At 64.9% G+C, this 26,610-nt stretch carries 28 protein-coding genes; 14 read left to right on the forward strand and 14 right to left on the reverse strand.

Annotation, left to right across the window (positions count from 1 at the left end; translation table 11 throughout):
- Positions 1-21: 21 nt before the first annotated feature.
- The 5 genes from AC1D09_RS09380 to AC1D09_RS09400 all read left to right on the forward strand — a co-directional run bounded on the left by AC1D09_RS09380 (position 22) and on the right by AC1D09_RS09400 (position 6,764).
- A complete protein-coding gene (locus tag AC1D09_RS09380) occupies positions 22-366 on the forward strand; it encodes an antibiotic biosynthesis monooxygenase family protein (protein ID WP_477661722.1) in 345 nt (114 codons plus the stop codon).
- 159 nt (positions 367-525) lie between these two features.
- Positions 526-2,907: a YgiQ family radical SAM protein gene (locus AC1D09_RS09385; protein WP_477661723.1), complete on the forward strand. Its 2,382-nt coding sequence runs from the start codon at positions 526-528 to the stop codon at positions 2,905-2,907.
- 72 nt (positions 2,908-2,979) lie between these two features.
- On the forward strand, positions 2,980-4,593 hold the full coding sequence (locus tag AC1D09_RS09390; RefSeq protein WP_477661724.1) for an ATP-binding protein: 1,614 nt from the start codon (positions 2,980-2,982) through the stop codon (positions 4,591-4,593).
- 94 nt (positions 4,594-4,687) lie between these two features.
- Positions 4,688-5,776 (forward strand): rhomboid family intramembrane serine protease, encoded by a 1,089-nt coding sequence (locus AC1D09_RS09395; RefSeq protein WP_477661725.1) that lies wholly within the window; start codon positions 4,688-4,690, stop codon positions 5,774-5,776.
- Between the two features lie 148 nt (positions 5,777-5,924).
- Entirely contained in the window at positions 5,925-6,764 is an 840-nt protein-coding gene (locus AC1D09_RS09400; protein WP_477661726.1) for a hypothetical protein, read from the forward strand.
- Between the two features lie 12 nt (positions 6,765-6,776).
- On the opposite strand, the gene AC1D09_RS09405 is transcribed toward AC1D09_RS09400, so the two are convergent.
- Positions 6,777-7,514, reverse strand: coding sequence for a hypothetical protein (locus AC1D09_RS09405; protein ID WP_477661727.1), 738 nt, complete (start codon positions 7,512-7,514; stop codon positions 6,777-6,779).
- On the opposite strand from AC1D09_RS09405, the gene AC1D09_RS09410 reads away from it, so the two are divergent.
- Positions 7,513-8,418, forward strand: coding sequence for a DMT family transporter (locus AC1D09_RS09410; RefSeq protein WP_477661728.1), 906 nt, complete (start codon positions 7,513-7,515; stop codon positions 8,416-8,418). The two genes, AC1D09_RS09405 and AC1D09_RS09410, sit on opposite strands and share 2 nt — an antisense overlap.
- A 32-nt stretch (positions 8,419-8,450) precedes the next feature.
- Here AC1D09_RS09410 and AC1D09_RS09415 read toward each other — a convergent pair whose 3' ends face one another.
- Together AC1D09_RS09415 and AC1D09_RS09420 are read right to left on the reverse strand one after the other, a co-directional pair.
- Positions 8,451-8,810, reverse strand: a complete 360-nt coding sequence (locus AC1D09_RS09415; RefSeq protein ID WP_477661729.1) for a DUF1294 domain-containing protein — start codon at positions 8,808-8,810, stop codon at positions 8,451-8,453.
- 61 nt (positions 8,811-8,871) lie between these two features.
- On the reverse strand, positions 8,872-9,798 hold the full coding sequence (locus tag AC1D09_RS09420) for a CoA transferase (protein WP_477661730.1): 927 nt from the start codon (positions 9,796-9,798) through the stop codon (positions 8,872-8,874).
- A gap of 185 nt (positions 9,799-9,983) precedes the next feature.
- Here AC1D09_RS09420 and AC1D09_RS09425 point away from each other — a divergent pair, with 185 nt between their 5' ends.
- The 4 genes from AC1D09_RS09425 to AC1D09_RS09440 are packed head-to-tail and all read left to right on the forward strand — an operon-like array spanning position 9,984 to position 11,382.
- Positions 9,984-10,532 carry a hypothetical protein gene (locus tag AC1D09_RS09425; protein ID WP_477661731.1) on the forward strand — a complete coding sequence of 183 codons (549 nt, stop codon included), beginning with the start codon at positions 9,984-9,986 and terminating at the stop codon, positions 10,530-10,532.
- Positions 10,533-10,559: 27 nt separating this feature from the next.
- Complete coding sequence (locus AC1D09_RS09430; protein WP_007865201.1) at positions 10,560-10,775, forward strand: helix-turn-helix domain-containing protein; 216 nt, start codon at positions 10,560-10,562, stop codon at positions 10,773-10,775.
- 21 nt (positions 10,776-10,796) lie between these two features.
- A complete protein-coding gene (locus AC1D09_RS09435; RefSeq protein ID WP_074574140.1) occupies positions 10,797-10,997 on the forward strand; it encodes a hypothetical protein in 201 nt (66 codons plus the stop codon).
- A 55-nt stretch (positions 10,998-11,052) separates the two neighbouring features.
- Positions 11,053-11,382: a TfoX/Sxy family protein gene (locus AC1D09_RS09440; protein ID WP_477661732.1), complete on the forward strand. Its 330-nt coding sequence runs from the start codon at positions 11,053-11,055 to the stop codon at positions 11,380-11,382.
- Between the two features lie 23 nt (positions 11,383-11,405).
- Here the strand turns inward: AC1D09_RS09440 and pobA are convergent, their stop codons facing one another.
- On the reverse strand, positions 11,406-12,575 hold the full coding sequence (gene pobA / locus AC1D09_RS09445; RefSeq protein WP_477661733.1) for a 4-hydroxybenzoate 3-monooxygenase: 1,170 nt from the start codon (positions 12,573-12,575) through the stop codon (positions 11,406-11,408).
- A gap of 113 nt (positions 12,576-12,688) precedes the next feature.
- On the opposite strand from pobA, the gene AC1D09_RS09450 reads away from it, so the two are divergent.
- The gene (locus tag AC1D09_RS09450) at positions 12,689-13,531 is read left to right on the forward strand and encodes an IclR family transcriptional regulator domain-containing protein (protein ID WP_477661734.1); all 843 of its coding nucleotides are present in this window, start codon (positions 12,689-12,691) and stop codon (positions 13,529-13,531) included.
- A 15-nt stretch (positions 13,532-13,546) separates the two neighbouring features.
- Here AC1D09_RS09450 and AC1D09_RS09455 read toward each other — a convergent pair whose 3' ends face one another.
- The 10 genes from AC1D09_RS09455 to AC1D09_RS09500 all read right to left on the reverse strand — a co-directional run bounded on the left by AC1D09_RS09455 (position 13,547) and on the right by AC1D09_RS09500 (position 22,418).
- Positions 13,547-14,395, reverse strand: coding sequence for a DMT family transporter (locus AC1D09_RS09455; protein WP_477661735.1), 849 nt, complete (start codon positions 14,393-14,395; stop codon positions 13,547-13,549).
- Positions 14,396-14,421: 26 nt separating this feature from the next.
- A complete protein-coding gene (locus tag AC1D09_RS09460) occupies positions 14,422-14,550 on the reverse strand; it encodes a hypothetical protein (protein WP_477661736.1) in 129 nt (42 codons plus the stop codon).
- Between the two features lie 19 nt (positions 14,551-14,569).
- The gene (locus AC1D09_RS09465) at positions 14,570-15,301 is read right to left on the reverse strand and encodes an ABC transporter ATP-binding protein (protein ID WP_413330489.1); all 732 of its coding nucleotides are present in this window, start codon (positions 15,299-15,301) and stop codon (positions 14,570-14,572) included.
- On the reverse strand, positions 15,301-16,050 hold the full coding sequence (locus AC1D09_RS09470) for an ABC transporter ATP-binding protein (protein ID WP_413330488.1): 750 nt from the start codon (positions 16,048-16,050) through the stop codon (positions 15,301-15,303). The genes AC1D09_RS09465 and AC1D09_RS09470 overlap by 1 nt, the downstream gene beginning before the upstream one ends.
- A complete protein-coding gene (locus AC1D09_RS09475) occupies positions 16,043-17,065 on the reverse strand; it encodes a branched-chain amino acid ABC transporter permease (RefSeq protein ID WP_477661737.1) in 1,023 nt (340 codons plus the stop codon). The genes AC1D09_RS09470 and AC1D09_RS09475 overlap by 8 nt, the downstream gene beginning before the upstream one ends.
- Positions 17,062-17,925: a branched-chain amino acid ABC transporter permease gene (locus AC1D09_RS09480; RefSeq protein WP_477661738.1), complete on the reverse strand. Its 864-nt coding sequence runs from the start codon at positions 17,923-17,925 to the stop codon at positions 17,062-17,064. Before AC1D09_RS09480 ends, AC1D09_RS09475 begins: the two co-directional genes overlap by 4 nt.
- 139 nt (positions 17,926-18,064) lie before the next feature.
- Positions 18,065-18,694, reverse strand: coding sequence for a LysE family translocator (locus AC1D09_RS09485; RefSeq protein ID WP_477661739.1), 630 nt, complete (start codon positions 18,692-18,694; stop codon positions 18,065-18,067).
- Positions 18,695-18,887: 193 nt separating this feature from the next.
- Positions 18,888-20,075 (reverse strand): ABC transporter substrate-binding protein, encoded by a 1,188-nt coding sequence (locus AC1D09_RS09490; RefSeq protein WP_477661740.1) that lies wholly within the window; start codon positions 20,073-20,075, stop codon positions 18,888-18,890.
- A gap of 196 nt (positions 20,076-20,271) precedes the next feature.
- Positions 20,272-21,849 (reverse strand): benzoate-CoA ligase family protein, encoded by a 1,578-nt coding sequence (locus tag AC1D09_RS09495; protein ID WP_477661741.1) that lies wholly within the window; start codon positions 21,847-21,849, stop codon positions 20,272-20,274.
- A 77-nt stretch (positions 21,850-21,926) separates the two neighbouring features.
- Positions 21,927-22,418, reverse strand: coding sequence for a flavodoxin domain-containing protein (locus AC1D09_RS09500; RefSeq protein ID WP_477661742.1), 492 nt, complete (start codon positions 22,416-22,418; stop codon positions 21,927-21,929).
- A gap of 137 nt (positions 22,419-22,555) precedes the next feature.
- Between AC1D09_RS09500 and AC1D09_RS09505 the strand changes: the two genes are divergently transcribed.
- Genes AC1D09_RS09505 through boxB form a run of 3 tightly spaced genes read left to right on the forward strand, consistent with a single transcriptional unit; the run spans position 22,556 to position 26,609 of the window.
- Positions 22,556-23,443, forward strand: coding sequence for a helix-turn-helix transcriptional regulator (locus AC1D09_RS09505; protein WP_477661743.1), 888 nt, complete (start codon positions 22,556-22,558; stop codon positions 23,441-23,443).
- Between the two features lie 40 nt (positions 23,444-23,483).
- Positions 23,484-25,175 carry a 2,3-epoxybenzoyl-CoA dihydrolase gene (gene boxC / locus AC1D09_RS09510; RefSeq protein ID WP_477661769.1) on the forward strand — a complete coding sequence of 564 codons (1,692 nt, stop codon included), beginning with the start codon at positions 23,484-23,486 and terminating at the stop codon, positions 25,173-25,175.
- A 9-nt stretch (positions 25,176-25,184) separates the two neighbouring features.
- Entirely contained in the window at positions 25,185-26,609 is a 1,425-nt protein-coding gene (gene boxB / locus AC1D09_RS09515) for a benzoyl-CoA 2,3-epoxidase subunit BoxB (RefSeq protein WP_477661744.1), read from the forward strand.
- Position 26,610: the final 1 nt, after the last annotated feature.

The raw sequence follows: 26,610 nt of genomic DNA on the forward strand, positions 1-26,610 counted from the left end.
TACAGCAACAAGAAAGCCCCCATGATCGCGATTATTTTTGAAGTCCAGCCCGCCCAGGGCCAGAAGCAGACCTACCTCGACATCGCCGCGGCGCTTAAGCCCCAGCTCGAAAAAATCGACGGCTTTATCTCGATTGAACGCTTTGAAAGCCTGAGCACGCCAGGCAAGCTGCTGTCGCTGTCCTTCTTTCGCGACGAGGCGGCCGTGCTGGAATGGCGCAAGCTGGAAAGCCACAGGCAGGCGCAAAGCCGCGGGCGCGGCGGCGTGTTTGAGAACTACCGGCTGCGCGTGGCCCATGTGCTGCGTGACTACGGCCTGAATGAGCGCGACGAAGCGCCGGCCGACAGCCGGCAGGTACACGGCTGATTTGGGCTGATTCAGGGCCGTAGAGGGGCCAATCGCCCCGATAAACCACACCGGGCCGCCGCGCCAAGGCCTTTGTAGGGCTTAAATGCTGATTTAAGGGGCAAAACTCAGGGTAAACCTTAGAATAGAGGGTTACCCAAAGGGTTAACCACAGCCCCCATGAACGCCCCCGTCGACGTCTCCTTCTTCACGCGCGCCGCCAAGCCGCTGACCAGCTACCGCAAGTACTGGGCGGCCCGCTTCGGCACGGCCAAGTTTCTGCCCACCAGCCGGGCCGAGATGGACGCGCTCGGCTGGGACAGCTGCGACATCATCATCGTCACGGGCGATGCCTATGTGGACCACCCGAGTTTCGGCATGGCCGTCATAGGCCGCATGCTCGAAGCGCAAGGCTTTCGCGTCGGCATCATCGCCCAGCCCGAGTGGCACAGCGCCGACCCTTTCCGCGCGCTGGGCAAGCCCAACCTGTTCTTCGGCGTGACCGCCGGCAACATGGACTCGATGATCAACCGCTACACGGCGGACCACAAGATACGCAGCGACGACGCCTACACCCCCGGCGACGTGGGCGGCAAGCGCCCCGACCGCGCGGCCCTGGTGTATTCGCAGCGCTGCCGCGAGGCCTACAAGGACGTGCCCATCATCCTGGGCGGCATAGAAGGCTCGCTGCGCCGCATCGCGCATTACGACTACTGGTCCGACAAGGTGCGCCGCAGCGTGGTGGTCGACGCCAAATGCGACTTGCTGCTTTACGGCAATGCCGAGCGCGCCATCGTCGAAATCGCCCACCGCCTGGCCGCCCGCGAGCCGGTCGCCAGCATCACCGACGTGCGCGGCACGGCCTTCATACGCCGCAGCGGCGACGAAAGCGCCCAGGGCTGGTTCGAGATCGACTCCACCAGCGTGGACACGCCGGGCCGGGTCGAGGCCCACGTCAACCCCTATTTGATGATTTCCGACCAGGCGCGCGAGCAGGGCGCCAGCTGCGCGCGCGAGGACGAAGCGGCCGAGGTGGCGGCCAAGGCCGAAACGGCCAGCTCCGCGGCCAACCCGGCCATCAAGCCGCTGACCTTTGTGGCCAACCCCAACCTCCCGTCCACCGTGCATACCGCGCAGGGCAAGATCAAAGTCCCGCCGCGCGACCGCTCGGTGATACGCCTGCCGTCCTACGAACAGGTCAAGAGCGACCCGGTGCTGTATGCCCACGCCAACCGTGTGCTGCACCTGGAAACCAACCCCGGCAACGCCCGCGCGCTGGTGCAGGCCCACGGCGAAGGCGCCACCGCGCGCGACGTCTGGATCACGCCGCCGCCCATCCCGCTGACCACGGCCGAGATGGACTATGTGTTCGACCTGCCTTACGCCCGCTCGCCGCACCCGCGCTACGCCGACGAGAGCGGCGGCCACGACGGCGCGACCAAGATCCCCGCGTGGGAGATGATCCGCTTTTCAGTCAACATCATGCGCGGCTGCTTCGGCGGCTGTACCTTCTGCTCGATCACCGAGCACGAAGGCCGCATCATCCAGAGCCGCTCCGAGGACTCGGTGATCCGCGAGATCGAGGCGATACGCGACACCGTCAAGGGTTTTACCGGCGCGATCTCCGACCTGGGCGGGCCCACCGCCAATATGTACCGCATAGGCTGCAAGTCGCCCGAGATCGAGGCCGCCTGCCGCAAGCCGTCCTGCGTGTACCCGGGCATCTGCCCCAACCTCAACACCAACCACAACCCGCTGATCAAGATGTACCGCCGCGCGCGGGCCTTGAAGGGCGTGAAAAAAATCCTCATCAGCTCCGGCCTGCGCTACGACCTTGCCGTGCAAAGCCCCGAGTACGTGAAGGAGCTGGTCACCCACCATGTGGGCGGCTACCTGAAGATCGCGCCCGAGCACACCGAGCAGGGGCCGCTGACCAAGATGATGAAACCCGGCATCGGCAGCTATGACAAGTTCAAGCAGATGTTCGAGAAGTACAGCCTCGAAGCCGGCAAGAAGCAGTTCCTGATCCCGTACTTCATCGCGGCCCACCCGGGCACCAGCGACGAGGACATGATGAACCTGGCGATCTGGCTCAAGAAGAACGGCTTTCGGGCCGACCAGGTGCAGACCTTCTACCCCAGCCCCATGGCCACGGCCACGGCCATGTACCACACCAACAAAAACCCGCTGCGCAAGATCACGCGCGACAGCGAGACGGTGGACATCGTACGCGGCGAACGCCGCCGCCGGCTGCACAAGGCCTTTTTGCGCTACCACGATCCCAACAACTGGCCGGTGCTGCGCGAGGCGCTCAAGGCCATGGGCCGGGCCGACCTGATCGGCAACGGCAAGCACCACCTGATCCCGACCTTCCAGCCGCTGACCGACGGCAGCTATACCAGCGCGCGGCGCAAGAATTCGACGCCGCTGGCGGGCAAGAGCGCCGGCCCCGGGGTAGCCTTGAAGAGCACCACCCCGGTCAAGGGCCGCATGCTGACCCAGCACACCGGGCTTCCGCCCCGGGTGACCGGTTCAGCCAAACCCCGCAAGACCGGGCGTTAGAAAGCAAGCGCGGCACGTCCCATCCTCCTAGAATGCCTGATGAGAATAAAAGGGCTATCCGGGAGGGGATCCATGCAGGCAGGCTCCAGAAAGCGGTTCATCGCGGCAGGATTGCTGTGCGTGGCCGGCATGGGCGTGCTCGCCCAGACCCAGCAAACATACCAGGCGCAGGTGCAGGCGGGGCGCGTACTGTCCGCTGATGAGCAGCAGGTTCTGCTGCTGGTCAATGAGTCCGCTGCCTTGCTCGACCAGGGCCGCACCGAACCCGCGGCCGTCACCGCCCGGCGGGCGCTGGAACTGGCCAAAACAACCCGCATGCGCGACGTCGAGGCGCTGGCCTTGCACAACCTCGCGCGGCTGGAGTTCAAGGGTGGCCAGCACGAACTCGGCCTGCGCCTTTTGCGCCGTACGCTGCTGCTGTATGAGATTGAAGGCAATCTGGGCGGGCAGGGAACAATTCGCCTGGAGATGGCCGAGATGCTCAACCAGTCGGGCCAGGTCGAGGCTTCAAGGGCGCAGGCCGATATTGCCGGCAAATTGTCGGCCGCCGCCGGCGACCGCCTGGGTGTGCTCAACGCCACCAGCTTTGCCGTGCGGACCCATGGCGGCGACTCCGTGACCAAGGAGGCCCAGGTCGAAAGCCTGCTGTCGCAATCGCAGGCCCAGGGGGCGCCTCTGGCCGAGGCCACCGCATTGCGCCAGCAGGGCCGCCGGGCGATGGAGGAGGGCCGGCTGCAGGAGGCGCGGCAGATTTTCGATCGAGCCCTTGCCCGCTCCCTGACCGCCTTGAATCCGGAAGCGGAATCCTATTCGTTGCTGGCGCTCGGTGAAATTTCCGCCGCGCAGTACAAGCTGCCTGAAGCACAGGCCTTTTACCAGCGCGCCCTGGCCGCGGCGCGTAAAAGCAAGGACGCCGGCGCCGTGGGCAATGCCTTGCTCAAATCCGCGCTGCTGCAGGGGCTGATGGACAACGCGGCGCTCATGCGCGAGCAGGCGACGCAGGCGCAGGCCGCTTTCAAGGCCGATGGGCAGCTCGTGGGCCAGGGCCTGGCCAGCGAAGCGCTGGGCGATGCCGAGTGGATGGATGGCCGCAGGCCGCAGGCCGAGGCCTTCTACCGCGAAGCCATCAGGGCCGGCGAAACGACCAAACAGCCGGTGAACGAGGCCAGCGCGCGCCTGCGCCTGGCTTCGCTGCTGCGTCCCAATGCTTTCCAGGCGGCAAAGACCGAGGCCGAGCGTGCCATCGAACTCTACCGGGCGGCCGGCACGAAATCGGGCATCGCCCAGGGCGTGTTCGAGCTGGGGCGCATTTACGGCGCGGCCAACGATGTCGGTAAAGGCCTGGAGATGGTCCAGCACAGCCGTGATTTGTTTGCGCAGATCAATCGCCAGGACAAGACGGCCATGGCCGACCTGATGATTGCGGGCGGCCAGCGTTACGCCGGCAAGCTGCCCGAAGCGCTGGCCGCCGTGCGGCGCGCCATTGACGGCTTCGGCAAGGCCGGCATGCTCGCGGACCAGGCCAAGGCCGAGCAGGAGCACGCGGACATACTGGCAAGAATGGGCGATACGCAAGGCGCGGAAGCGGCATTGCAGCGCGCGTTGCTGCTGGCCCGGCAGGGCGACAGGCCCAAGCTTGCCGAGGCCGTCCAGCGGGCACTGGACACGATGAAGAAAGGGGGCTGACGTGGCGATACCCTTTGACGACACCCGGCCGGATACGCGGCCCGCAGCCCTCGATGCGGCGGCCTCCCCCAGGCATGCGTGGGCCTGGGCCACCTTGCTGGTTCTGCTGGCGATGCTGGGCCTGACCGCCACGGCGCTCTACAGCTCCGGCACCTGGTTTGCTCTCGGCAATGACGCCCTGCTGAAATGGGGCGGCAATTCCGCCACGACCACCCTGGACAGCGGTAACGCATGGCGGCTCGTCGCGTCCAAACTGCAACTGGGGTCCGTGATCGGCGTCGCGGCCTTTACTCCCTTTTTCTGGGTGGTCTCGAGGGCCTTCGAGCGCACCTATGGCGCCCTGAGCCTGTTGCTGTCGTTCGTGCTGGTGTCGGCGCTGTGCAGCGTGGCGACGCTTTATGTCCGCGACTTCGCGACGGTGAGTGTGGGCGCCGGCGGGCCGGCCCTGGGCCTGGGCTTGTGCCTGCTTATTGCCATGGGGCGGGGCCTGGAGGGTGCACCGCGCAGGCGCGACTTTTCCGTCTTCAAGGCCCTGGCTTTGTTGCCGTTGCTGGGCCTCCTGGGTTTTGCCGTCGCCAAGGGCTCCGCGGATTTCGGTTCGCTGCTGTGTGGGCTGTGCTGCGGCGCCGTCATGGGCGTGCTGCTCCAGCCGAAGGCCGCCAAGGCGAGTGCGGGGCGCGGCAGCCGGCTTGCGGCTGTTGCGGCATCCGTGGTTGCGGCCGCCGCCATTGCCGCCGGGACGCTTTATGCGCCCAGGCCGCCGTACTACTGGTCGGAGATGGTGGCTTTGCAGCAGGCCGCGCGTGAATACGAGTCGCAGATCAACCCGCTCAACGCGCGCTTCGAAACATTCATGAACAAGGCCCTTGACGGGGATATCCCGCCCAAGGAACTGGTGCCCGAGATGGCGGCGGAGCTGATTCCCGCCTGGCGGGCGATTGAGCAGCGCTGGAGCGCGTTCACGATCAACCCGGCGATGCCGGACGCCGCGATACTGGCCTCGATGAAGCAGTATCCGCAGAGTCGCCGCGCCTTCCTGGAGGCCACGTTCAGGGGCTGGACCACCGGCGATGAAACCGCTTTTATTGAAGCGGCAAAACACAAGGCGATGCTTGAGCAGGCCCGTTTGGCGCTGATAGGCGCGCCGGGCGCCAGGGCGGAGCCAAAGCCGGCAAAGCCTTGATAGCCGGCCTGCGCCGTGCCCCGGGACCGTCCCTGGTTGCGGCGGGAGAGGCCCTCAGCCCGGCGCGTTCCCGGGAAACAATTCTTCCGGCAGCTCTTTCTGGCAAGATGGCCTGGCATCCCCTTCGATCCAGAACCCGGAGAGACCCATGCTCATCGCACGCAGAGCCCTCGTGGCTTTCACCATGGCGGCCGTCACGGCCTGCGCCTGGCTGGCGCCGCTGGACGCGCCGGCCATGCGGCAGGTTGATGCCGGCCTCAAGCGAGCGCTGGTCAGCTTTGCCGCGGCGCGGTTGCTCAATGCGGTGATCTCGGTCGCGCAGGGCACCGAGGCCTCGGTGCAGCCCTTCGGCGTCGGTATCACCTTCACGCCCGGGCAGATCCTGGACCCGGTGAACGACCTGGTGGAGCAGTTCTCGCACCTGATGCTGGCGGCCAGTGTGGCCTTCGGCATCCAGAAGGCGCTGATCAGCATCGGCAGCTACTGGCCGGTGTCGCTGGCCTTGAGCGCTGCGGCTCTGGCCTGGTGGTGGCTGCATTTGCGCAGGGCGCGGGTGCCGCCCTGGCTGTCCAGGCTGCTGGTGATTTTGCTGATGCTGCGTTTTGCCGTGCCGGTGGTGACGCTGGGCAGCGACCTGCTGTGGCAGAAATTCCTCGCGGCCGATTACGCGGCCAGCCAGCAATTGATAGACAGCGCGACGGGGCAGGCCGGGCAGCTCAACCCCGCGGTGGCGGCCGCACCCGACAAGCGCGGCCTGGTCGAAAGCATGAAAGACTGGCTGGCCAAGAACGGCGACGTGGGTAAACAGGTTGAAAACCTCAAGCAGGCGGCTGAGCAGGCCACCGAGCACATCATCAAGCTCATCGTGATCTTTGTGCTGCAGACGCTGGTGATTCCCTTGCTGTTGCTGTGGGCCTTGTATGCCTTCGTCCGGCAGGTGTTTGAACGGTCGGGGCCCAGAGGGTTTGTACCGACCGCCACCCTTTGAGGCCGCTGCTTTTTAGTTGGCAAGCGACCAGGGCTTGAGGTTCCCTCGCTCGAATTCATCGAGTGCTTTTGCGACGGGGATGTTGTAGGTGAATTCAGCCGCACGGCCTTGTGAGGCCAACTGCTTCCAGCGCCCCATGAATCCGTCGACGCCAATATTCATGCCTTGTTTGAACTCGTAGTTCTTCAGGCTTGCTTGCAGCGCCGGCAAGGTGATGGCTATGGGCCCCAGCTTGTTCCGCTTTGTCTTGTCCGGCATGGTAATGATCATGTTGTTGACCATCACAAACGCCACGGGCCCGACAGGTGTTGAAGCCTCGATGGCCAGGGTGGTCACGGAAATCGCGCCGTCGCCCCGGTGTGTTTCTATCGTCCAGGTCTGGCCTGCGGCGAGCGCTGGCGGTGGGGGCGGGCTGCACGCGGCCAGCGTGAGCACTGCTGCCACTACGGTGGCCACCATGCAGAAGGCTCGGGCAAGGCGTAACGGGGCGAAGCATCTCATCATGCGAATGATCTTAGCCCAGGCGATGCGGGACACGCTCGCCACCTTTTCGTTATCATCCCACCCATGCATCTCCAGCTTTCTCCCCCTTCCGTCACCCTGTGATGCACCCGGCTTGATGCCGGGCTGCGCCCTTTGGCCGCGCCTGTTCCACCTGGAACGGCGCGCGGCTTTGAGTTGACGCGCCTGCCTGCTTTTTGTTGCGGCGATCCCGCTTGCAGCAGGCGCACGGACGGAGAAATTTTTCATGAAAACCCAAACATCGGCCGCCCTGGCCTGGGGAGGTGTCCTGCTTGCGGGCGTCTTGTGGGGCGTGGGCGCCCTGGTCGCCCAGTCTGTGATGGCCGGGGGCATGGCGCCCTACAGCCTGTCCCTGGCGCGATTCGCGCTGGGCTTGCCGCTCTTGTGGTGGTGGCACTGGCGGCAGCTGCCGGCCGCGCCGCGCACAGCGCAGTGGCGGCATCTTCCCCGGCGCGGCAAGGCCCTGGTCATGGGCACCGGCCTGGCCATGGCGCTCAACGTCACGAGCTGGTTTATCGCCATGAGCCACATAGGCGCGGCCTTGCCCACAGTGATCTCGATCTGCTGCGCGCCGGTGATCGTCGCGCTGCTGTCGGTGCTGCGCGGCTATGAGCGCGCGAGCGGCCGGTTGCTGCTGGCGCTGGGTCTGGCTCTAATGGGTGTGGGCCTGATCGCCATGCCCGGCGAGGGCTTGAGCCTGCCGGCGCATTACGCGGCCGGCCTGGCCTGGTCGCTGGCCTCGGCCGGGCTGTATTCGCTGGTGGTGCTGGGCAATGCGCGCATGCCCGCGCAGCTGCCGGCCGTCACCGCCTCGGCCTGGAGCATGAGCGCGGCCGCGCTGCTGATGCTGGGCCTGGCCGTCGCGCAGGGCATCACCTGGCCGCAACACACGACGGCCTGGCTGCAGGTGGGCTACACCGGCATCTTCACCACCTCGATCGCCTACCTGGCCTTTGCCTGGGGGGCACGGCGCCTGTCGCCGACCGCGACGGTCATCGGCACGCTGGTCGAGCCGCTGGTGGCTGCCGTTGCGGCGGCCTGGCTGTTTGCCGAGCCGCTGAGCGCGCAGCAGGGCGTGGGCGCCTTGCTGCTGGGGGCGGCGATGGTGGTGCTGGCGCGGCGGTCGCCGTGAACTGCTGAGGATGTACGGCCCATGGTCTGGAACTACAGTCCTGCGGGGAGCAAGCTTCTCAGCGGCGGCCAAAACAGCCAAGTCCCAATCGCCAGACCATGCGCTACAACCATCAGCCAGTAGACCACCCGAAAAGGCAGCTTGCTCGACTTGTGCCGCAAGACCTGCTGGGCCAGCCAGGCCCCTGGCCACCCGCCCGCGAGCGCCAGCAGTTGCAAGGTGCTCTCGGGTGTGCGCCACCGGCCGGCCTGTGCTGCGCGCTTGTCTGTCCAATACACGAAGAACGTGAGCAAATTGAGCAAAAACGACACCGGCAATACCCACCAGGGCAGCAGTGAGTGCCACACGGCCCAAAGCAGAAAGCCGGCATAGGTAAGAGTGACGGCGAGCATGAATCCCACACCACGACCTGCATCCCGGCGCGCCGCCGTTCTTTGCTTCCTCATGCCTGCGTTACGGGGCCATCGTGTGCAACGGAATATCTTTCTCCACTGCCAGCGCGTCCAGCTCCTTGCACGTCTTGCCTTTGAGCCAGGCTTCAATAGCCTCATGCGTGCCCGCTGCAAACATGGCCTTCATGCCGGAGGCCTGCACGCCCGCGGCGGCGCACAGGCTGGCCGCGAAATGCGGCTCCAGCGCCGCGAGCGCCACGCGGCCGTCCTTGCAGGCGTAGAGGCGGTAGCCCGCATGGCCGCCACCCACGGCCGCGCCGGGCTGCGTGAGGCCCCAGCTGCGCGGCAGGGCCAGGTAGCCGGCGGCGGCAGAGAGGGCGACCTCGAGGTAAGCGCCCTTGCCCTTGGCGCGCTGGTGCAGCACGGCTTGCAGCACGGCTTCGCTGGCCATCAGCGAGCCGCCCATGTCGGCGTACAGCGTGGCGGGCAGGTCCAGGCCAGTGAGCAAATTGTTTTCGGCCAGGTAGGTGAGGTCGTGGCCGGGCTCTTCGGCGCGCTCGCCCGGGCTGCCGACGATGGCGACCTGGCTCAGCTGCGGGTGCTGCTTGTGCAAGGCCTTCCAGCCCAGGCCCAGCTTGGCCAGCGCCGAGGGCCTGAAGGAGGTGAGCAGCACGTCGGTTTTTGCGAGCTCGCGGTGCAGCAAGGCCTGGCCGCGCTCGGTCTTGAGGTCGGCCGTGGCGGTGCGCACGCCGGCGTGCAACGCTGCGTAGGCGGCCGGGTTGTAGAGCTTCATCGGGTCGCCCGAGGGCGGGGGCGGCTCCAGCTTGGCGCAGCGCGCGCCCATCTGCCTGCAGCGCATCAGCGCCGCCGGGCCGGGCAGGTTGAGCGCCAGGCTCAGCACGCGCACGCCTTTGAGCGGCTGCAGGGGGATAGGCGAGGCGGGCGGGGAGGGGGTTTTGCGGGCGGCGGGCGGTTTGGAGCTGGGCATGGTGTGGGGGCAATTTACCCCAAAGCCCTGCGGCCGGTGTCCAGGGTTGTCGCCTAAGCGTTGAAATGAGTCTAAATTATTTCTGTTTTAAAGACATTAATTATTGTTTTACAGAAATTATTCTGCGACACTGAGGCCCTCTTCACAAGACAAGAGGTGCTCCCTTGAAACACACAGCAACTCCCTTGGCCCCCTCCGGGCCTGATGTGCAGGGCCTCAGCAGCGTGCTGGCTTGGGCTTGTGCCTTGCTTGCGGTGGCATTGCCGCTGGCGGTGGCCTACCACCTGCTCAGCGTGCCGGTGGAAAGCCTGCTGATGCGCGCGGGCGTGTCGTCGCAAGTCGCGCAGGCCGCGGCCATGGAGGTCACGCTGGGGCAAAAATGCCTGTCCGTGCTGTTGGGTGTGGTGCCGGTGTGCTGCGCGTCTTATGGGCTGATGTGCGCCATGCGCTGCTTCTCGGGTTTTTCGCAGGCGGAATATTTCAGCCTGCGCACCGTCAAATACCTGCGCGGTTTTGCCGCCGGCATTTTTGCGTCGGTGGTAACTGGTGTACTGTCGTCCACGCTTGTCACCCTGGTGCTGACCTCGGCGGTGCCGGCCGGCCCGCGTGCGCTGTCGCTGAGCCTGGGCAGCAACGAGTTGCTGACCCTGCTGTTCGCCGGCATGGTGTGGCAGATCGCCGCCGTGATGGCCAGGGCGGTGGCGTTGGCTGAAGAGAACGCGCAGTTCGTTTAACTCTTCTTCGTTTTTCTTCTTCCGCGCGTGCCCATCGTCGTCAAACTCGATGTGATGCTGTCCGAACGCAAAGCCAAGTCCAAGGACCTGGCCGCCTACGTCGGCATCACCGAAGCCAACCTGTCCCTGCTCAAACAGGGCAAGGTCAAGGGTGTGCGTTTTGACACGCTGATGCGCATTTGCGAGTTTCTCGATTGCCAGCCGGGGGACCTGCTGGTTTCCCGGCCGGACGATGCCGCTTGATTTGCTTGTTCAGGAACATCCATGAAACGCCTTGCCATCGCCGCGGCCCTGGCCGCTTTGCTCAGTGCCTGCGCTGATATCAATTGGGAGCAGACCGCGAAGGAGTCCCTCAAGTCCGCTTGCCGGGGCGCGAGCAACTGCAGCATTCCCTGCGACCGCAACAACCCAGCCACCTTCAACGACCCGCAGTGCATCGCGGGCGGCAGGCGTCCATCGCCATAATGGCCGTCATGAAACCTGCACAAAAACTCTCCGCAAGCGCGGCGGAGCTGACAGCATGAGCGCCAGCGCCGAATTTGTCAGCTATGTGCGAGAACTGCTGGCGCCGCTCGGAGATATCCGCGATGGAAAGTTTTTTGGCGGCCATGCGATGAAGCATGGTGGAAAGCAGTTCGCCATGGTCATGGGCAACACCCTGTACTTCCGCGTGGATGACGGTTCACGGCCGGCGTACGAGAAGAAGGGCTCCAAGCCTTTTAGCTACTCCACCAAAAACGGCGTGGTGCAGGTGCGCAAGTACTACGCCGCGCCCGCCGAGCTGCTCGATGACCCGGCGCAGTTGCTGGCATGGGCCCGGCAGGCGATCAGCGCGGCGCGCGCGGCCTGACAAGCACGCCGGACTGGCTGAACTTAAAGCGGTAAACCTACATAGTTTTCGGCCAGGGCCGTTGAAGCCGCCGGCGAATGGATCAGGTAATCCAGTTCCGCCTCCTGCAGCTTGTGGCCGAATTCGCCGCCATCGGGAAACTGGTGCATCAGCGAGGTGAACCACCAGGAAAAGCGCACGGCCTTCCAGACGCGGTGCAAACAAGTTTCTGAATAGTTGTTGATACCCGCTTCGTCGCCGGCATAAAAATCGGCGAATGCGCGGGCCAGGTAGCGCACGTCGCTGGCCGCCAGGTTCAGGCCCTTGGCGCCCGTGGGCGGCACGATGTGGGCGGCGTCGCCAGCCAGGAAAAGCCGGCCGAAGCGCATGGGCTCGGCCACAAAGCTGCGCAGCGGCGCGATGCTTTTTTCAATCGAGGGGCCGGTCACCAGGCTTTCGGCGAGTTCGGGCGCCAGGCGGCGGCGCAACTCGTCCCAGAAGGCGTCGTCGCTCCAGCGCTCGGCCTTGTCGTCGAGGGCGCACTGCACGTAGTAGCGGCTGCGCGTGTGGCTGCGCATGCTGCACAGCGCGAAGCCGTGCGCGTGGTTGCTGTAGACCAGCTCCTCGGCCACGGGCGGCGTCTCCGACAACACGCCCAGCCAGCCGAAAGGGTAGACGCGTTCGAAGGTTTTGAGCGCACCGGCGGGCACGCTGGCCCGGCTCACGCCGTGAAAGCCGTCGCAGCCCGCGATGAAATCGCATTCGACCTCGTGCGCCACGCCGTGCTGCACATAACGCACCTTGGGCCGCGTCCCGTCGAAGTCATGCAGGCTGACGTTTTCGGCCTCGTAGGCGGTGGGCAGGCCGGCGGTGGCGCGCGCATTCATGAGATCGCGCGTCACCTCGGTCTGGCCGTAGACCATGACGCTTTTGCCGCCCGTGAGCTTTTGCAGGTCGATGCGGTGGTGCGAGCCGCCAAAGCTCAGCGAGATGCCGCCGTGCACCAGGCCCTCGGCATGCATGCGGCTGCCCACGCCGGCTTCGTCGAGCAGATCGGTCGTGCCCTGTTCGAGCACGCCCGCGCGTATGCGGCCCAGCACATAGTCCTGGCTGCGCTGCTCGATCACGATGGCGCTGATGCCGGCTTTATAAAGAAGTTGGCCGAGCAAATGCCCGGCGGGGCCACCGCCCACGATGGCTACCTGTACACGCATGTCTTGTCTCCGATGAATCCGTCAGCCTTGAGGGTAGGCCGGCACGTGCGGAACCGCCAGCGGCGCAAAACGCCTTTGCACGATGTGCGGCCTGTTTGTGCGATGATCGCGCAATGGTCACTTCCCGAAGCACTGCGAAACCCGGCGCTTTCCCGATCGCCAAGCCCGACCTGATCGAGGGCATGGCCAAAGGCATGGCCGTGCTCGAGAGCTTCGACACCCAGCGCCAGCGCCTCAATGCCACGCTGGCGGCCGAGCGTGCCGGCATCACGCGCGCCGCGGCGCGCCGCCACCTGCTCACGCTCACGCACCTGGGCTACCTGGAAACCGACGGCAGCTATTTCTGGCTGGCCCCCAAGGTGCTGCGCTTTTCGGGCAGCTACCTCGCGACGGCGCGCCTGCCGCGCGCCATCCAGCCCACGCTGAACCGGCTGGCCGCGCAGGCGCAGGAGTCGTTCTCGGTCGCGGTGCTGGACGGTGACGAGATCGTCATCATCGGGCGTAGCGGCTTTGAGTGGAAAGCCTCCGGTGACCCCAAGGCGGCGCCGGCCCGGGTGCTGGCCTACGGCCTGCACCTGGGCGCGCGCCTGCCCGCGCATGCCACGTCCACCGGCCGCGTCCTGCTGGCCGCCAAGTCCAAAAGCGAGTTCAGTGCCTGGCTCAAGGCAAAAACCGAGCATGGCAGCCTGGCGCGGCTGACCTTGCACACGACCACAGACCCGCGCAAGCTCAAGGCCCTGGTCGAGCAGGTGCGGCTGGACGACTACTGCCTGGCCAGCGAAGAGCATGAGCTGGGCGTGCACGCGCTGGCCGTGCCGCTGCGCGACATGCAGGGCCGCACGGTGGCGGCGCTCAATGTGGTGTCCTCGCCGCAACGGCTGCGGCCTGAGGTGATGCGGCGCGAACTGCTGCCCTTGCTGCTGGATGCGGCGAGGGAATTGCGCTTGCTGCTTTAGATCGTCAACAGGCTCTTAGCTTTTTGGCCGCGAAGGGCGTGCGGCCAACGCAACGCCACCCAGAATGGCCGCGCAGCAGGCCGCGAGCGCCCAGCCCAGCGGCTCTCCAAGAAAGACGACGCCGCCCAGCGCGGTGATGGCCGGCACTGAAAGTTGTACCGAGGCCGCCGTAGTGGCGGGAAGCCGCTTCACCGCCGCGTACCAGATGATGTAGCCCATCCCGGAAGTGATCGCACCAGAGGTCACCGCATACGCCGCCCCGCGCATGTCCCAGATCAGTTGCGGGAACATCAACCCGGCTAACAACAGTGCCAGCGGTGTGGCGCGCAGGAAGTTTCCTGCGGTGGCCCGCGTCGCATCACCGGCGCGTTTTCCGCGCAGCGAATACACCGCCCATGCCATGCCGGCCAGCAGCATCAGCAAGGCCGATGGCAAGCTTGGTGCGGCGGCGCCGGGCAGCAACAGCGCGATAAGGCCCGCCACGGCAATTGCCAGGCCAACGCTTTGCCTGGCGCCCAGCCGTTCGCCGCGGGCCAGCCCAGTGCCCAGCATCGTGAGTTGCACCGAGCCGAACAGCAGCAGCGCGCCCGTGGCTGCCGGCAGGCTGACGTAGGCCAGAGAAAATGCGGCAGCGTACACGAACAGCGCACCGGCCGATGGCCAGTTGCCGGTCGCCGTAACGCCGCGCCACGAAATGAAAAGCCAGAGCACCAGCGCACCCGAGGCGATGCGAAGCGCCGTAAAGCTGGCCGCGTCGATCGGCGTGCTGCGCAGTGCGAGGCGGCACAGGAGTGAGTTGCCCGCAAAGGCGAGCATGGCCAGCACGGTGAGGCCCAGCGCTGAGGTGGTCGGTGATACCTTCATGCCGCGCTCCCTGACGAGCTGTAGGTTCAGGCCGGCGCCGCGTTGCGCTCGCGCATCTGTGCCTTGAGCTTGTCGACTTTGCCGACCAGCAGCGGCCCCCGGGGCCGGATGGAAGAGCGCCTGGGAATCCTGTTGTTGGCCAAAGTTTCAGTCATACCGTAGATGACTTCCGATTCATACGCCCAGGTATTGCGCCAGCAGCTCAGGCTTGGCATGCAGCTCGGCCGAGCTGCCTTCAAACACCACCTGGCCCTTGACCAGGATCACGTTGCGGTCGGTGATCTGGGTGACGTGCTTCCAGTTCTTGTCGACGATCACGCTGCTGATTCCGGTCTCGCGGATCAGGCCGCAGATGCGCCAGATGTCGCGCGCGATCAGCGGCGCCAGGCCTTCGGTGGCTTCGTCCAGGATCAGCACGTCCGGGTTGGTCATGAGCGCCCGGCCTATGGTCAGCATCTGCTGTTCGCCCCCCGAGAGCTGCTGGCCGCCATGGCCCAGGCGTTCCTTCAGGCGTGGAAAGGTTTCGAGCACACGCTCGTAGGTCCAGTCGCGCTGGCCTTGGGTGCCGGGGCGCGCCGCCATCTTGAGGTTCTCGACCACGCTGAGGTTGCCGAAAATGCCGCGGCCCTCGGGCACATAGGCGATGCCCAGGCGGGCGATTTCGTAGGGTGGGGCGCCCGTCATGGGCCGGCCGTTGATTGCGACCGTGCCTGAGCGCGGCTTGACCAGGCCCATGATGCTTTTGAGCAAGGTGCTCTTGCCCATGCCGTTGCGGCCCATGAGGCCAATCGTTTCGCCGCGCGCGACGTGGAAGTCAATGCCGCGCAGCACGTGGCTGGCGCCGTAATAGGTGTTGATGTCCTGGGCGCCGATCAGGATGTCTATCTGTTTCTCGGGGGCGTTCATCAATGCTCCTCGCCAAGGTAGGCCGCCTGCACGCCCGCGTCGGCGCGGATTTGCGCCGGCGTTCCGCTGGCGATCACCTGGCCGTTGACCATCACGGTGAGCTTGTCGGCCAGGGTAAAGACCGCGTCCATGTCGTGCTCGACCAGCAGGATGCCGTGGTTTTTCTTGATGGCCAGCAGCAGCGCGACCATGCGTTCGGCCTCGGCCACGCCCATGCCGGCCAGCGGCTCGTCGAGCAACAGCACCTGCGGCTCGGTGGCCAGGGTCATGGCGATTTCGAGCTGGCGCTGCTCACCGTGGCTGATGGTGCCGGCGATGCTGTGTTTGCGGTGTTGCAGGCCGGCCAGCTCCAGCGCTTCTTCCGCGCGGGCATTGACCGCCGCGAAGCCGGTGGCGCGCTGCAGCCAGCGCGCGGCATTCGGCGCGCGCGACTGCGAGGCCAGCCGCACGTTTTCCCAGACGCTGAAGGGCAAAAAGATATTGGTCTTCTGGTAGCTACGGCCCAGGCCCTTGCCCGAGATTTTTTCGGGCGTCCAGCCGGTCACGTCCTGGCTGCCCAGGGTGACGCTGCCCGATGTGGGCGGCAGGTCGCCCGAGAGCAGGTTGGTCAGGGTGGACTTGCCCGCGCCGTTGGGACCGATCACCGCGTGGATGTGGTTGCGCCAGAGGCTGATGGAAACGTCATTGACCGCGGCCAGCCCGCCGAAGCGCTTTGTCAGATTCTTTGCAGAGAGCAGCACTTCACTCATGGCCGGCCTCCGCTTTATTCTTGCGCTGGGTGAATTTTTCGACCAGGCCCAGGATGCCGCGCGGCGCGAAGACCACCAGCAGCACGATGAACAGACCCATCCAGAGTTGCCAGTGCTTGCCGAGGTTGACGCTTCCGATGGTCGGGAGATCCTTGAACACATGCAGCAGGTACTCAAACGCAAAGGCGCCGACGATGGCGCCGGCGAAATTGCCCATGCCGCCCAGGATCACCATCATGATGGCGTGCGCGCTCATGTGAAAGCCCATGAGTTCGGGGTTGATGTAGCCGGTCTGCGTGCCCCACAGGTAGCCGGCCAGGCCCGCAAGCGCGCCGGCCAGCGTGAAGGCCGAGAGCTTGTAGCCGAAGGTGCCGAAACCCATGGCGCGCATGCGGTGCTCGTTGACGCGTATGCCGGCCAGCGTGCGGCCGAAGGGGCTCCAAAGCAGGCGGCGCAAGAAGGCGTACACCAGCAGCATGGCGCCCAGCGTGAAGTAGTACAGCGTGAGCTTGCTGTCCAGGTCGAAGGGCGTCCAGCCGAAGACGGCCGCGCTGGGCTTGAAGTTGATGTAGAGCCCGTCGGAGCCGCCCAGGGCCTTGTTGTCGAAAAATAGGTAGAACACCATTTGCGCGAAGGCCATGGTGACCATGATGAAGTAGATGCCGTGCGTGCGCACCACAAAAAAGCCGATGATGAGCGCGGCCAGGCCCGAGGCCAGCACGGCCACCGGCAGCGTCCACCACAGGCTCACCGGCGTGCCGGCGGGCGTCAGGAAGGCCAGCGCATAACCTGCCAGGCCGAAGTAGGCCGCATGGCCCAGCGACACCAGGCCGCTCTCGCCCTGCAGCAAATCAAGGCTCATCGCAAAGATGGCCATGATCATCATGCGCGTGACCATCTGGGTATAGAAGTCGGTGCCCACAAAAGGGAAGGCGGCCAGCGCGACCAGCCCCAGGCCCAGCGCCACCTGCACGCCGCGCGGCAGGATTTCAAGGTTTGCTTTTGCCGTGCTCATTGCTTGAATAGACCTTCAGGTTTCCACAGCAGCACGGCCGCCATCAACATATAGACCAGCATGCCCGCCATGGAAGGCAGCAGCACCTTGCCAAAGGTGTCGACCAGGCCCACCAGCAGGGCCGAGATCAGCGCGCCGCGCACCGAGCCTATGCCGCCTATCACGACCACCACAAAACACATGATCAGCACCTGGGAGCCCATATTGGGATAGACGCTGGCGACAGGCGCGGCGATCATGCCGGCCACTGCCGCCAGCCCCACGCCCAGCGCGAACACCACGGCATGGATCAGCTTGATGTTGATGCCCAGCGATTCGGCCATGTCGCGGTTGAAGGCGCCGGCGCGTATCTTCATGCCCAGCCGGGTCTTGGAAATCATGAAATAAAGGCCCAGCGCCAGCGCGATGCAGACGCCCGACATGAAGAGCCGGTAGACCGGGTAGGAGAGGTTCTCGGTGAGCGGCACCGAGGCGCTGAGTACGTCGGGAATCGTGACGCCGTGCACGTCGTCGCCCCAGAGGATGGAGCGCACTTCCTCAAAGATGTAGATCAAGCCGAAGGTCAGCAGCACCTGGTCCAGGTGGTCGCGCTTGTAGAAGTGCCTGAACAGCAGCCACTCCAGCGCCAGGCCGAAGGCGACCGAGAGCACCGCGCCCATCATGATGGCCAGCGTGAGGCTGCCCGTCAGCGTGCTGAGCGACCAGGCCAGGTAGGCGCCCAGCATGTAAAAACTGCCGTGGGCCAGGTTGACCACGCCCATGATGCCGAAGATCAGCGTGAGGCCGGCGGCCAGCATGAACAGCAGCAGGCCGTACTGGACGCTGTTGAGCAGTTGGATAAGGAAGTTGGCAAGATCCATGTTTTTTAGGACTTCCGAGACAGCGAGAGTTGAAGGCCGTATCTGCAAGCAGGGGCCGCGGAACCGGCTTTGCCGGGCCGCAGGCGCAGCGGCCCCCCCGGGGGGCAGAGAGCTACACGAAGTGAGCGAACGTGGGGGCTCATGTGTGGCGACGCGTGAACAACAAGAGGCTGCCCATCAGGGTGAAGAGGCCGCCCGATACCCGGTTGAACCAGCGCACGGCGCGGCTGGAGCGCAGCAGCGGCGCGATGCGCGAGACGCCCAGCGCGCAGCAGGTCAGCACCGTGAACTCGAAGGCCATAAAGGTCAGGGCCAGGATGGCGAACTGCGGCACAAAAGGCGCGGCCGGGTTCAGGAACTGCGGGAAGAAGGCCGCGAAGAACAGCACGGCCTTGGGGTTGCTGGCGCCGACCAGGAAGCCGCGCAGGAAAAACGAGCGGCGCTGCGGGGGGCTGTCGTCCCTGGCCGTGCCGTCGAACACGGCCGCCTCGCTGCGAAAGGTCTTGATGCCCAGCCAGATCAGGTAAGCCGCGCCAATGAGCTTGGCGACCGTGAAGGCGGTCTCAGACGCCGCCAGCAGCGCGCCCAGGCCCATGGCCGACAGCAGCATGACACACAACACCGCGGCAACGCTTCCAGCCACGGAAGTCATGGCCTTGCGCGGGCCGTGGTTGAGCGCGTTGGTCATGCACATCAGCATGGTCGGGCCCGGCGTGAGGATCAGCAGGGCGACGGCCGCAACATAAAGGAGGTAGGTGGTAAGCGTCATGGGCTTGAAGATAGCATTGCCAGAAGCCAGCCAGCAGGGTCCGTGCCAGCTATTAAAAAAAACGGGGCGGAGCAGAAGCCCTGATCCTTCCCTGCCAGCAGGGGCCGCGGAACCGGCTTTGCCGGGCCGCAGGCGCAGCGGCCCCCTCGGGGGGAAGGGAGCTACACGCAGTGAGCGACCGTGGGGGCCACGCTCAACCCATCTTGCAACCGGCGCCGGAATCGGCCAGCGCCTTGGCGGCCACGCCAATCACCTTGTTTTCCTTGTTTTCGACCACGCGCAGGTACATGTCCTGCACCGGGTTGTGCGAGGGGCTCATGGTCCACTTGCCTCGCGGGCTGTCGATGACGGCGCCTTCCAGGGCCTTGTAGAGGGCCGGCTTGGCGCTCAGGTCGCCCTTGACGGCGTTGGCTCCCTGGATCAGCAGCAGGCCGGTGTCGTAGCCCTGCACGGCGTAGACGTCGGGCTGCATCTTGAATGTCTTGGCGTAGCTCAGGCGGAACTGGCCGTTGCGCTGGGTCGGCAGCGAGTCGCTGTAGTGCATGGTCGTGATGATGCCGTTGGCCGCGGGGCCGGCGGCGTCGAGCACGCCTTCGGTCAGGAAGCCGGAGCCGTACAGCGGAATCTTTTCCTTCAGGCCCGCGGCGGCGTAGTCCTTGATGAACTTGGCGGCGCCGCCGCCGGCGAAGAAGCAGGCCACGGCATCGGGCTTGAGCGCGGCGATTTCGGTCAGCAGGGCCTGGAACTCAACCTGCGGGAAGGGCAGGCCCAGTTCCTTGACGATGGTGCCGCCCGCGGCGCTGTAGCTTTCCTTGAAGCCTTCAAAAGCCTCGTCGCCGGCCGCGTATTTCCAGGTGATCCAGACGGCCTTCTTGTGGCCGCGGTCCACCATGGCCTTGCCCAGGGCGCGCGTGGGCTGGGAGTTGGTGAAGGAAGTGCGGAACACATTGGGCGCGCACAGGCTGCGCGTGGCGGCGTGCACGCCGGCATTGGGGATCAGGCTCAGCACGCCGCTGTCGCGCGCGACCTTCTGGATGCCCATCTGCACGCCCGAGTGCACCGTGCCGACCAGCACGTCGACCTTGTCGCGCTGCACCAGCTTGTTGGCGTTTTCAATGCCCTTGGAGGGCTCGGACTCGTCGTCCACCTTGAAGAATTCGATCTCGCGGCCGCCCAGCTTGCCGCCTTGTTCGTTGATCGCCATGCGAAAGCCGTTTTCAATGGCCACGCCGAGCTGCGCGAAGGTACCGGTATAGGGCAGCATGAAGCCCACACGCACCTTGCCGGACTGCGCGCGCACGATTTCGGGGAGCAAAAGGCCGGTGGAGGCCGCCCCTATCATGGCGGCGCTGCGGGTCAGTACAAGTCGGCGTGAGGTCATGGAATAGCTCCTGGTTGAGGCTGAAAACTGTTAGACGAATAGTAAGCGTGCGTTGTGTGGCCGGCCCTAGTGTAAAACCCGAGATTGAGGATTAAATTGTTTACATCTAAAGCAATGACTGTGCCTGGTTTGGGCCGGTTTGCACTTTTTTTCGGTGCTCTGTGCCGCACGCCGGGCTCTTTTTGCGCGCGGCGATTCAGTGCGGCTGGCGCAGCTTGAAGCGCTGGATCTTGCCGGTGGCCGTCTTGGGCAGTTCGCTGACGAACTCTATCCAGCGCGGGTATTTGTAGGGCGCGAGCTGCTGCTTCACGTGGGCCTTGAGCTCATCCATGGTGGCGCTCTGGCCGGCTTTGAACACCACGTAGGCCTTGGGCTTGACGAGCTCGTCGGCATCGGCCACGCCGATGACCGCCACTTCCAGCACGGCGGGATGCGTCATCAGGCAGGCCTCCACTTCGAAGGGTGAAACGTAGATGCCGCCGACCTTGAGCATGTCGTCGCTGCGTCCGCCGTAGGTGTAGAAGCCGTCGGCGTCGCGTGTGTACTTGTCGCCGCTCTTGGTCCATTCGCCGGCGAAGGTGGCCTTGGTCTTGGCGCGGTTGTTCCAGTACATGATGGCGGCGCTGGGGCCGTTGATCTGCAGCTCGCCGATCTCGCCGTCGGCGCATTCGCGGCCGTCGTCGCCCATGACGCGCAGGGCATAGCCCGGGACCGCCTGGCCGGTGGTGCCGTAGCGCACCTGGCCGGGCCGGTTGGACAAAAAGATGTGCAGCATCTCGGTGGAGCCTATGCCGTCCAGGATTTCGCAGCCATACTGCGCCGTCCATTTTTTCCCGATCTCGGCGGGCAGGGCTTCGCCCGCGCTGGTGCATACGCGCAGGCTCAGTTCGGACTTCACCGGCCGCGCCGGGTCGGCCAGCAGGGCGGCATACAGCGTGGGCACGCCGTAGAAAATCGTCGGCCGGTATTTTTTGAGCAAGGCAAAGACATCGGCCGGCGTCGGGCGTGCCGGTAGCAGCACGGTGGTGGCGCCCACGCTCATGGGAAAGGTCAGCGCATTGCCCAGGCCGTAGGCAAAAAACAGTTTGGCGGCGGAATACACCACGTCGGATTCGCGTATGCCCAGCACACCGCGGCCGTAAAGCTCGGCCGTCTGGATCAAATGACTGTGCAGGTGCACCGTGCCCTTGGGCGTGCCGGTGGAGCCGCTGGAGTACAGCCAGAAACAGGCGTCGTCGGCGCAGGTGGTGGTGACGGTGGGCGTGGCCGGCGCCGCGCGCAGCAGGCCGGCCAGGGTGGCGTGCGGCGCGCAGTCGTCGACGCCGGCGACAACCACTGTTTTCAGCGTGTCGATTTTTCCGAGCAGCGGCTCGAAGGCCGGCAGCAGGGCGTGCGAGACGATCAGGCCCCGGGCGCGCGAGTCGCGCAGCATGAACTCGAAGTCCTGCGTGGTCAGCAAGGTGTTGGCCGCGATGGGCAGCACGCCCGCGAGTATGCAGCCGAGGAAGGCGACCGGCCACTGCGGCGTGTCCAGCATGGCCAGCAGCACCCGGCTTTCGGGCGTGAAGCCCTGGGCGCGCAGGGCATTGGCAAAACGGTGGGATTGTTCGGCAAGTTCGCCGTAGCTCAGTTGCTCGCCGCTCAGCGCGTCCATAAAAGCCACTTTGCCGGGGCGCGTGGCGTTGCGCGCCAGCAGGTCGTGCGCCGCGTTGTAGTCGCGCGGGATGCTCACCCGGGGCGGGCTTGCCGAATGGTCTGCGCTGCTTGTTTGCATGCTTGTCTCCAGATTGCTGTTATTTTGGTAGCTGCTTGCGCACGCTGATCAAGCGCTACGGGGTCTTCTTTTGTACGTCAGGCGGTGGCGGGGCTGGCCCCCAATGTCTGCAGGGCGCCGGTGAGCCACTGGCGGCACCACTCGGTGCCTTCGGTTTCCGGCATGGTGCCGCTGCTCGCGTCATGGCACCAGATATCGCCTATGCGCTGCGCGCCCAGGTCCTGCAGGCGCTCGTCGAACTTTTTGCCGCCGAAGCAAAAGGTCTGCATATAAGTACGGTCGCCCAGCGCAATCACGCCGTAGCGCACATGGCCGAGGAATTGCGGGTTGCTGCCCAGTGATTCATAGAGGGCGCGCGCATTGTCGGGCACGTCGCCCGAGCCATAGGTGGAGCTGCAGATGAGATAAAGTGCATCTTCGGCCTTGGCCGCATCGAAGACGCTGATGTCCAGATTGTCCATCAGCTCGACCTCAATATCACTCACCAAATCCGCGCAATCCATCTGGATCGCTTGTGCGACATAGTCAGCGGTGCTGGTCATGGTGCCTACAAGGATTTTGAGTTTCATCAAAAAGTCTCCAGAAAAAAGATGCAATAAACTGCTTTACATCAAGTTAAAGTGAAGTATACTGCAATTAATGTGGGGCGCAACGGTAAAAGTTGCATAAAGACCTAATTTTTTCAAACGGGTGTCTCTTGGAAATCATGTCTGAACAGGAATCGAAAGCCACGCTCAGCGAACTGGGCGCCCGCGTTCGCGCCTGGCGTGCCCGCCGCGGCATGACACGCAAGCAGCTGGCTTCGGATTCGGGCCTCAGCGAGCGCTTTCTGGCTGACGTGGAAACCGGCAAGGGCAATGTCTCCATCAATTCACTCGAAGCGGCGGCCCGCGCGCTCAACATCTCCATCCTGGAGTTGCTGCAGGACGCCCCGCGACCGGCGCTGGCCCGCGTGCAAGGCCTCTTGACACGGCTCGACGATGCCCAGCTGGACCAGGCCTACAGCCTGTTGGGCAGTACCTTTGGCCTCAGCGATTCGCTGGGGCGCGAGCGGCGCGTGGCGCTGATCGGCTTGCGCGGCGCCGGCAAATCCACGCTGGGCAGCCAGCTGGCGGCCGAGCGCGGCGTGCCTTTTATCGAGCTGGACCGCGAAATCGAACGCGAGGCCGGCACCAGCATGAACGAAATCCTGCTGCTGCACGGGCAGGCCGGCTACCGGCGTTATGAGCGGCGCGCGTTGTTCCGCATCGCCGAGGACCACCCCGAAGGCGTGGTCATGACCACGGGCGGCAGCATCGTCAGCGAGCGCGAAACCTTCGATCTGCTGCAAAGCCGCTTTTATTGTGTCTGGCTCAAGGCCAGCCCCGAAGAGCACATGGCCCGCGTGGTGGCCCAGGGCGATATGCGGCCTTTTGACACGACCCGCGGCGCGACCGACGAGGCGATGGAAGACATACGCCGCATCCTCTCCAGCCGCGAAGCCCTCTATGCCCGCGCCGACGCCGTGGTTGATACCGCCGCGCGCACACTGAAACAAAGCCTCAAAGACCTGGAACGCGCCGTTCCCAAAACACCTGTTCGCGACCAGCAGTAAAGCAGTAACAGACCTAACTGGAGACAACCCCATGAACGCCATGACAGAGCCGCTTTTATTCAAACAGGTCATTGCCGGCCAGGAGCGCGAGCTCGTGAGCTTTTCCACCCACCCGGGCAAATACCAGCACTGGACGTTGAGCGTGGAGGGCGACGTTGCACGCCTGAAGCTCGACATCAATGAAGACGGCGGCATCAAGCCCGGCTACAAGCTCAAGCTCAACAGCTACGACCTCGGCGTGGACATCGAGCTGCACGACGCCATCAACCGCGTGCGCTTCGAGCACCCGGCTGTCAAGGTGCTGGTGTTCGAGTCGGGCAAGGAAAAGATCTGGTGCTCGGGCGCCAATATCTACATGCTGGGCCTCTCAACGCACGGCTGGAAGGTCAACTTCTGCAAGTTCACCAATGAAACCCGCAACGGCCTGGAAGACTCCTCTCGCCATGACGGCCTCAAGGCGATTGCCGCGGTAACCGGCGCCTGCGCCGGCGGCGGCTACGAGCTGGCCCTGGCCTGCGACCGCATCATCATGGTGGATGACCGTTCCTCCACTGTCAGCCTGCCGGAAGTGCCCTTGCTGGGCGTGCTGCCCGGCACCGGCGGCCTGACCCGCGTGACCGACAAGCGCAAGGTGCGCCGCGACCTGGCCGACATTTTCTGCACGACCTCCGAGGGCGTGCGCGCCGACCGCGCCAAGGACTGGAAGCTGATCGACGCCCACGCCAAGCCGCAGCAGTTCGGCGAACTGCTGGCCGCTGAAATCCAGGCGCTGCGCGCGCAGTCTGCGCGGGCCGGCGCCAAGGGCATAGAACTGACACCGCTCAAGGCGCTGATCGACGACAGCGGCTACCACTACAGCGTGGTCGATGCGCAGGTGGACCGCGAAAAGCGCATTGCCACACTGACGGTGAAGGCACCCGCAAGCCCCATTGAATCCACACCTGACGCGATTGAAGCGGCCGGCGCCGGCTGGTACCCGCTCAAGCTGCAGCGCGAGCTTGACGACGCCATCCTGAACCTGCGCACCAATGAACTCGAAGTCGGCACCTGGGTCATCAAGACCACCGGCGATGCCGGCCAGGTCATCCGCATGGATGAAGTGCTGGCCAAACTGAAGGACCACTGGTTGGTGAAAGAAACCACGGGCGCGCTGCGCCGCACGCTGGCGCGGCTGGACGTCACCAGCCGTTCGCTGATTGCGCTGGCCGATGCGGGTTCGTGTTTTGCCGGTACTTTTTATGAGCTGGCCCTGGCCTGCGACCGCATCTACATGCTCGATTTGCCCGACGCACCCGACAGCGCACCGGCGCTGCAACTGAGCCCGGCCAACTTTGGCTGGTTCCCGGCCGTCAACGGCCTGACGCGTTTGCAGACACGCTTTTGCGAAGATGAGGCCACGATTTCCCAGCTGCAAAAACTCGGCGACAGCCCGCTGCGCGCCGACCAGGCGCTGGCGCTGGGCCTGGTGACCCTGACGCCCGACGACATCGACTGGGAAGACGAGATCCGCATCATGCTGGAAGAGCGCGCCTCGCTCTCGCCCGACGCCATGACCGGCATGGAAGCCTCGCTGCGCTTCCCGGGCAAGGAAACCATGGAGACGCGCGTGTTTGGCCGCCTCTCGGCCTGGCAGAACTGGATCTTCATTCGGCCGAATGCGGTGGGTGAGGACGGTGCGCTGAAATTGTTCGGGACTGGCAAGAAGGCCAAGTTCGACTGGAAACGGATTTAAGGAAACACCATGAGCACCATAGACCTCCAAGCCCTGATCCCCAACAACGTCCATCTGGGCGAAAACCGCCAGCTCCAGCGCGCGCTGGAGCATTGGCAGCCGGCTTTCCTGAACTGGTGGGATGAGATGGGCCCCAGCGACTTCAAGGCCAAGGAAGTTTATTTGCGCACCGCCGTGGGTGTGGACGCTTCGGGCTGGGCCAGCTACGGCTACACGCCCATGCCTGACTACCGCTGGGGCATCTTCCTGGCTGACAAGGAAGAGGGCCGCAAGATCGGTTTTGGCGACCACATGGGCGAAGACGTCTGGCAGGACGTGCCCGGCGAATACCGCTCCACCTTCCGCCGCCTCATCGTGACCCAGGGCGACACCGAGCCGGCTTCGGTCGAGCAGCAGCGCCTGCTGGGCCACACCGCGCCTTCGCTGTACGACCTGCGCAACCTGTTCCAGGTCAATGTGGAAGAGGGCCGGCATCTCTGGGCCATGGTGTATTTGCTGCACGCGCATTTCGGCCGCGATGGCCGCGAGGAAGCCGAGGAACTGTTGATGCGCCACAGCGGCGACGCCGACAAGCCGCGCATCCTGGGCACCTTTAACGAGCCCATGGACAACTGGCTGAGCTTCTTCATGTTCACCTATTTCACCGACCGCGACGGCAAGTTCCAGCTCAAGTCATTTGCCGAGTCCGCCTTCGACCCGCTGGCCCGCACCACGCGCTTCATGCTGACCGAAGAGGCCCACCACATGTTTGTCGGCGAGACCGGCGTGGGCCGCGTCATCAAGCGCACGCTGGAAGTGATGAAGGAACTGGACACCGACGACGTCGCCACGCTGCGCAAGGCCGGCGTGATCGACCTGCCCACCATCCAGAAGTTCATGAATTTCTGGTTCACCTCCTCGCTGGACCTGTTCGGCTCGGAAGCCTCGTCGAACGCCGCCAACTACTTCAGCAACGGCATCAAGGGCCGGCCCGACGAGGCCAAGTTCGCCGACCACCTGGAGCTGGAAACCGAGATGAGCATCGTGGTGCCTGACGGGCAGGGCGGCCTCAAGAATGAGACCATCTCGACCCGCAACGGCATGAATGAAATCACGCGCCTTGAATACGTCAAGGACTGCAATGTCGGCGTGACGCGCTGGAACATGGGCATCAAGCGTGCCGGCGTGGATTTTGAACTGACCCTGCCTTCGACGCGCTTTCGCCGCGAGGTCGGCGCCTGGGCCGGCAATTTCACCGACCCGCTGGGCAAGCCGATCAGCGCCGCCGATTTTGAAGCCAGGAAAGACCAGTGGCTGCCCACGGCGGCCGACACGGCTTTTGTCAAAAGCCTGATGAACCGCGTGACCGAGCCCGGCAAGATGGCCGCCTGGATCGCGCCGCCGGATCGCGGCATCAATGCCAACCCGCTGGAGTACGAGTACGTGAAGTTGTGAG

This window comes from Polaromonas sp. P1_A2, from assembly GCF_056406895.1.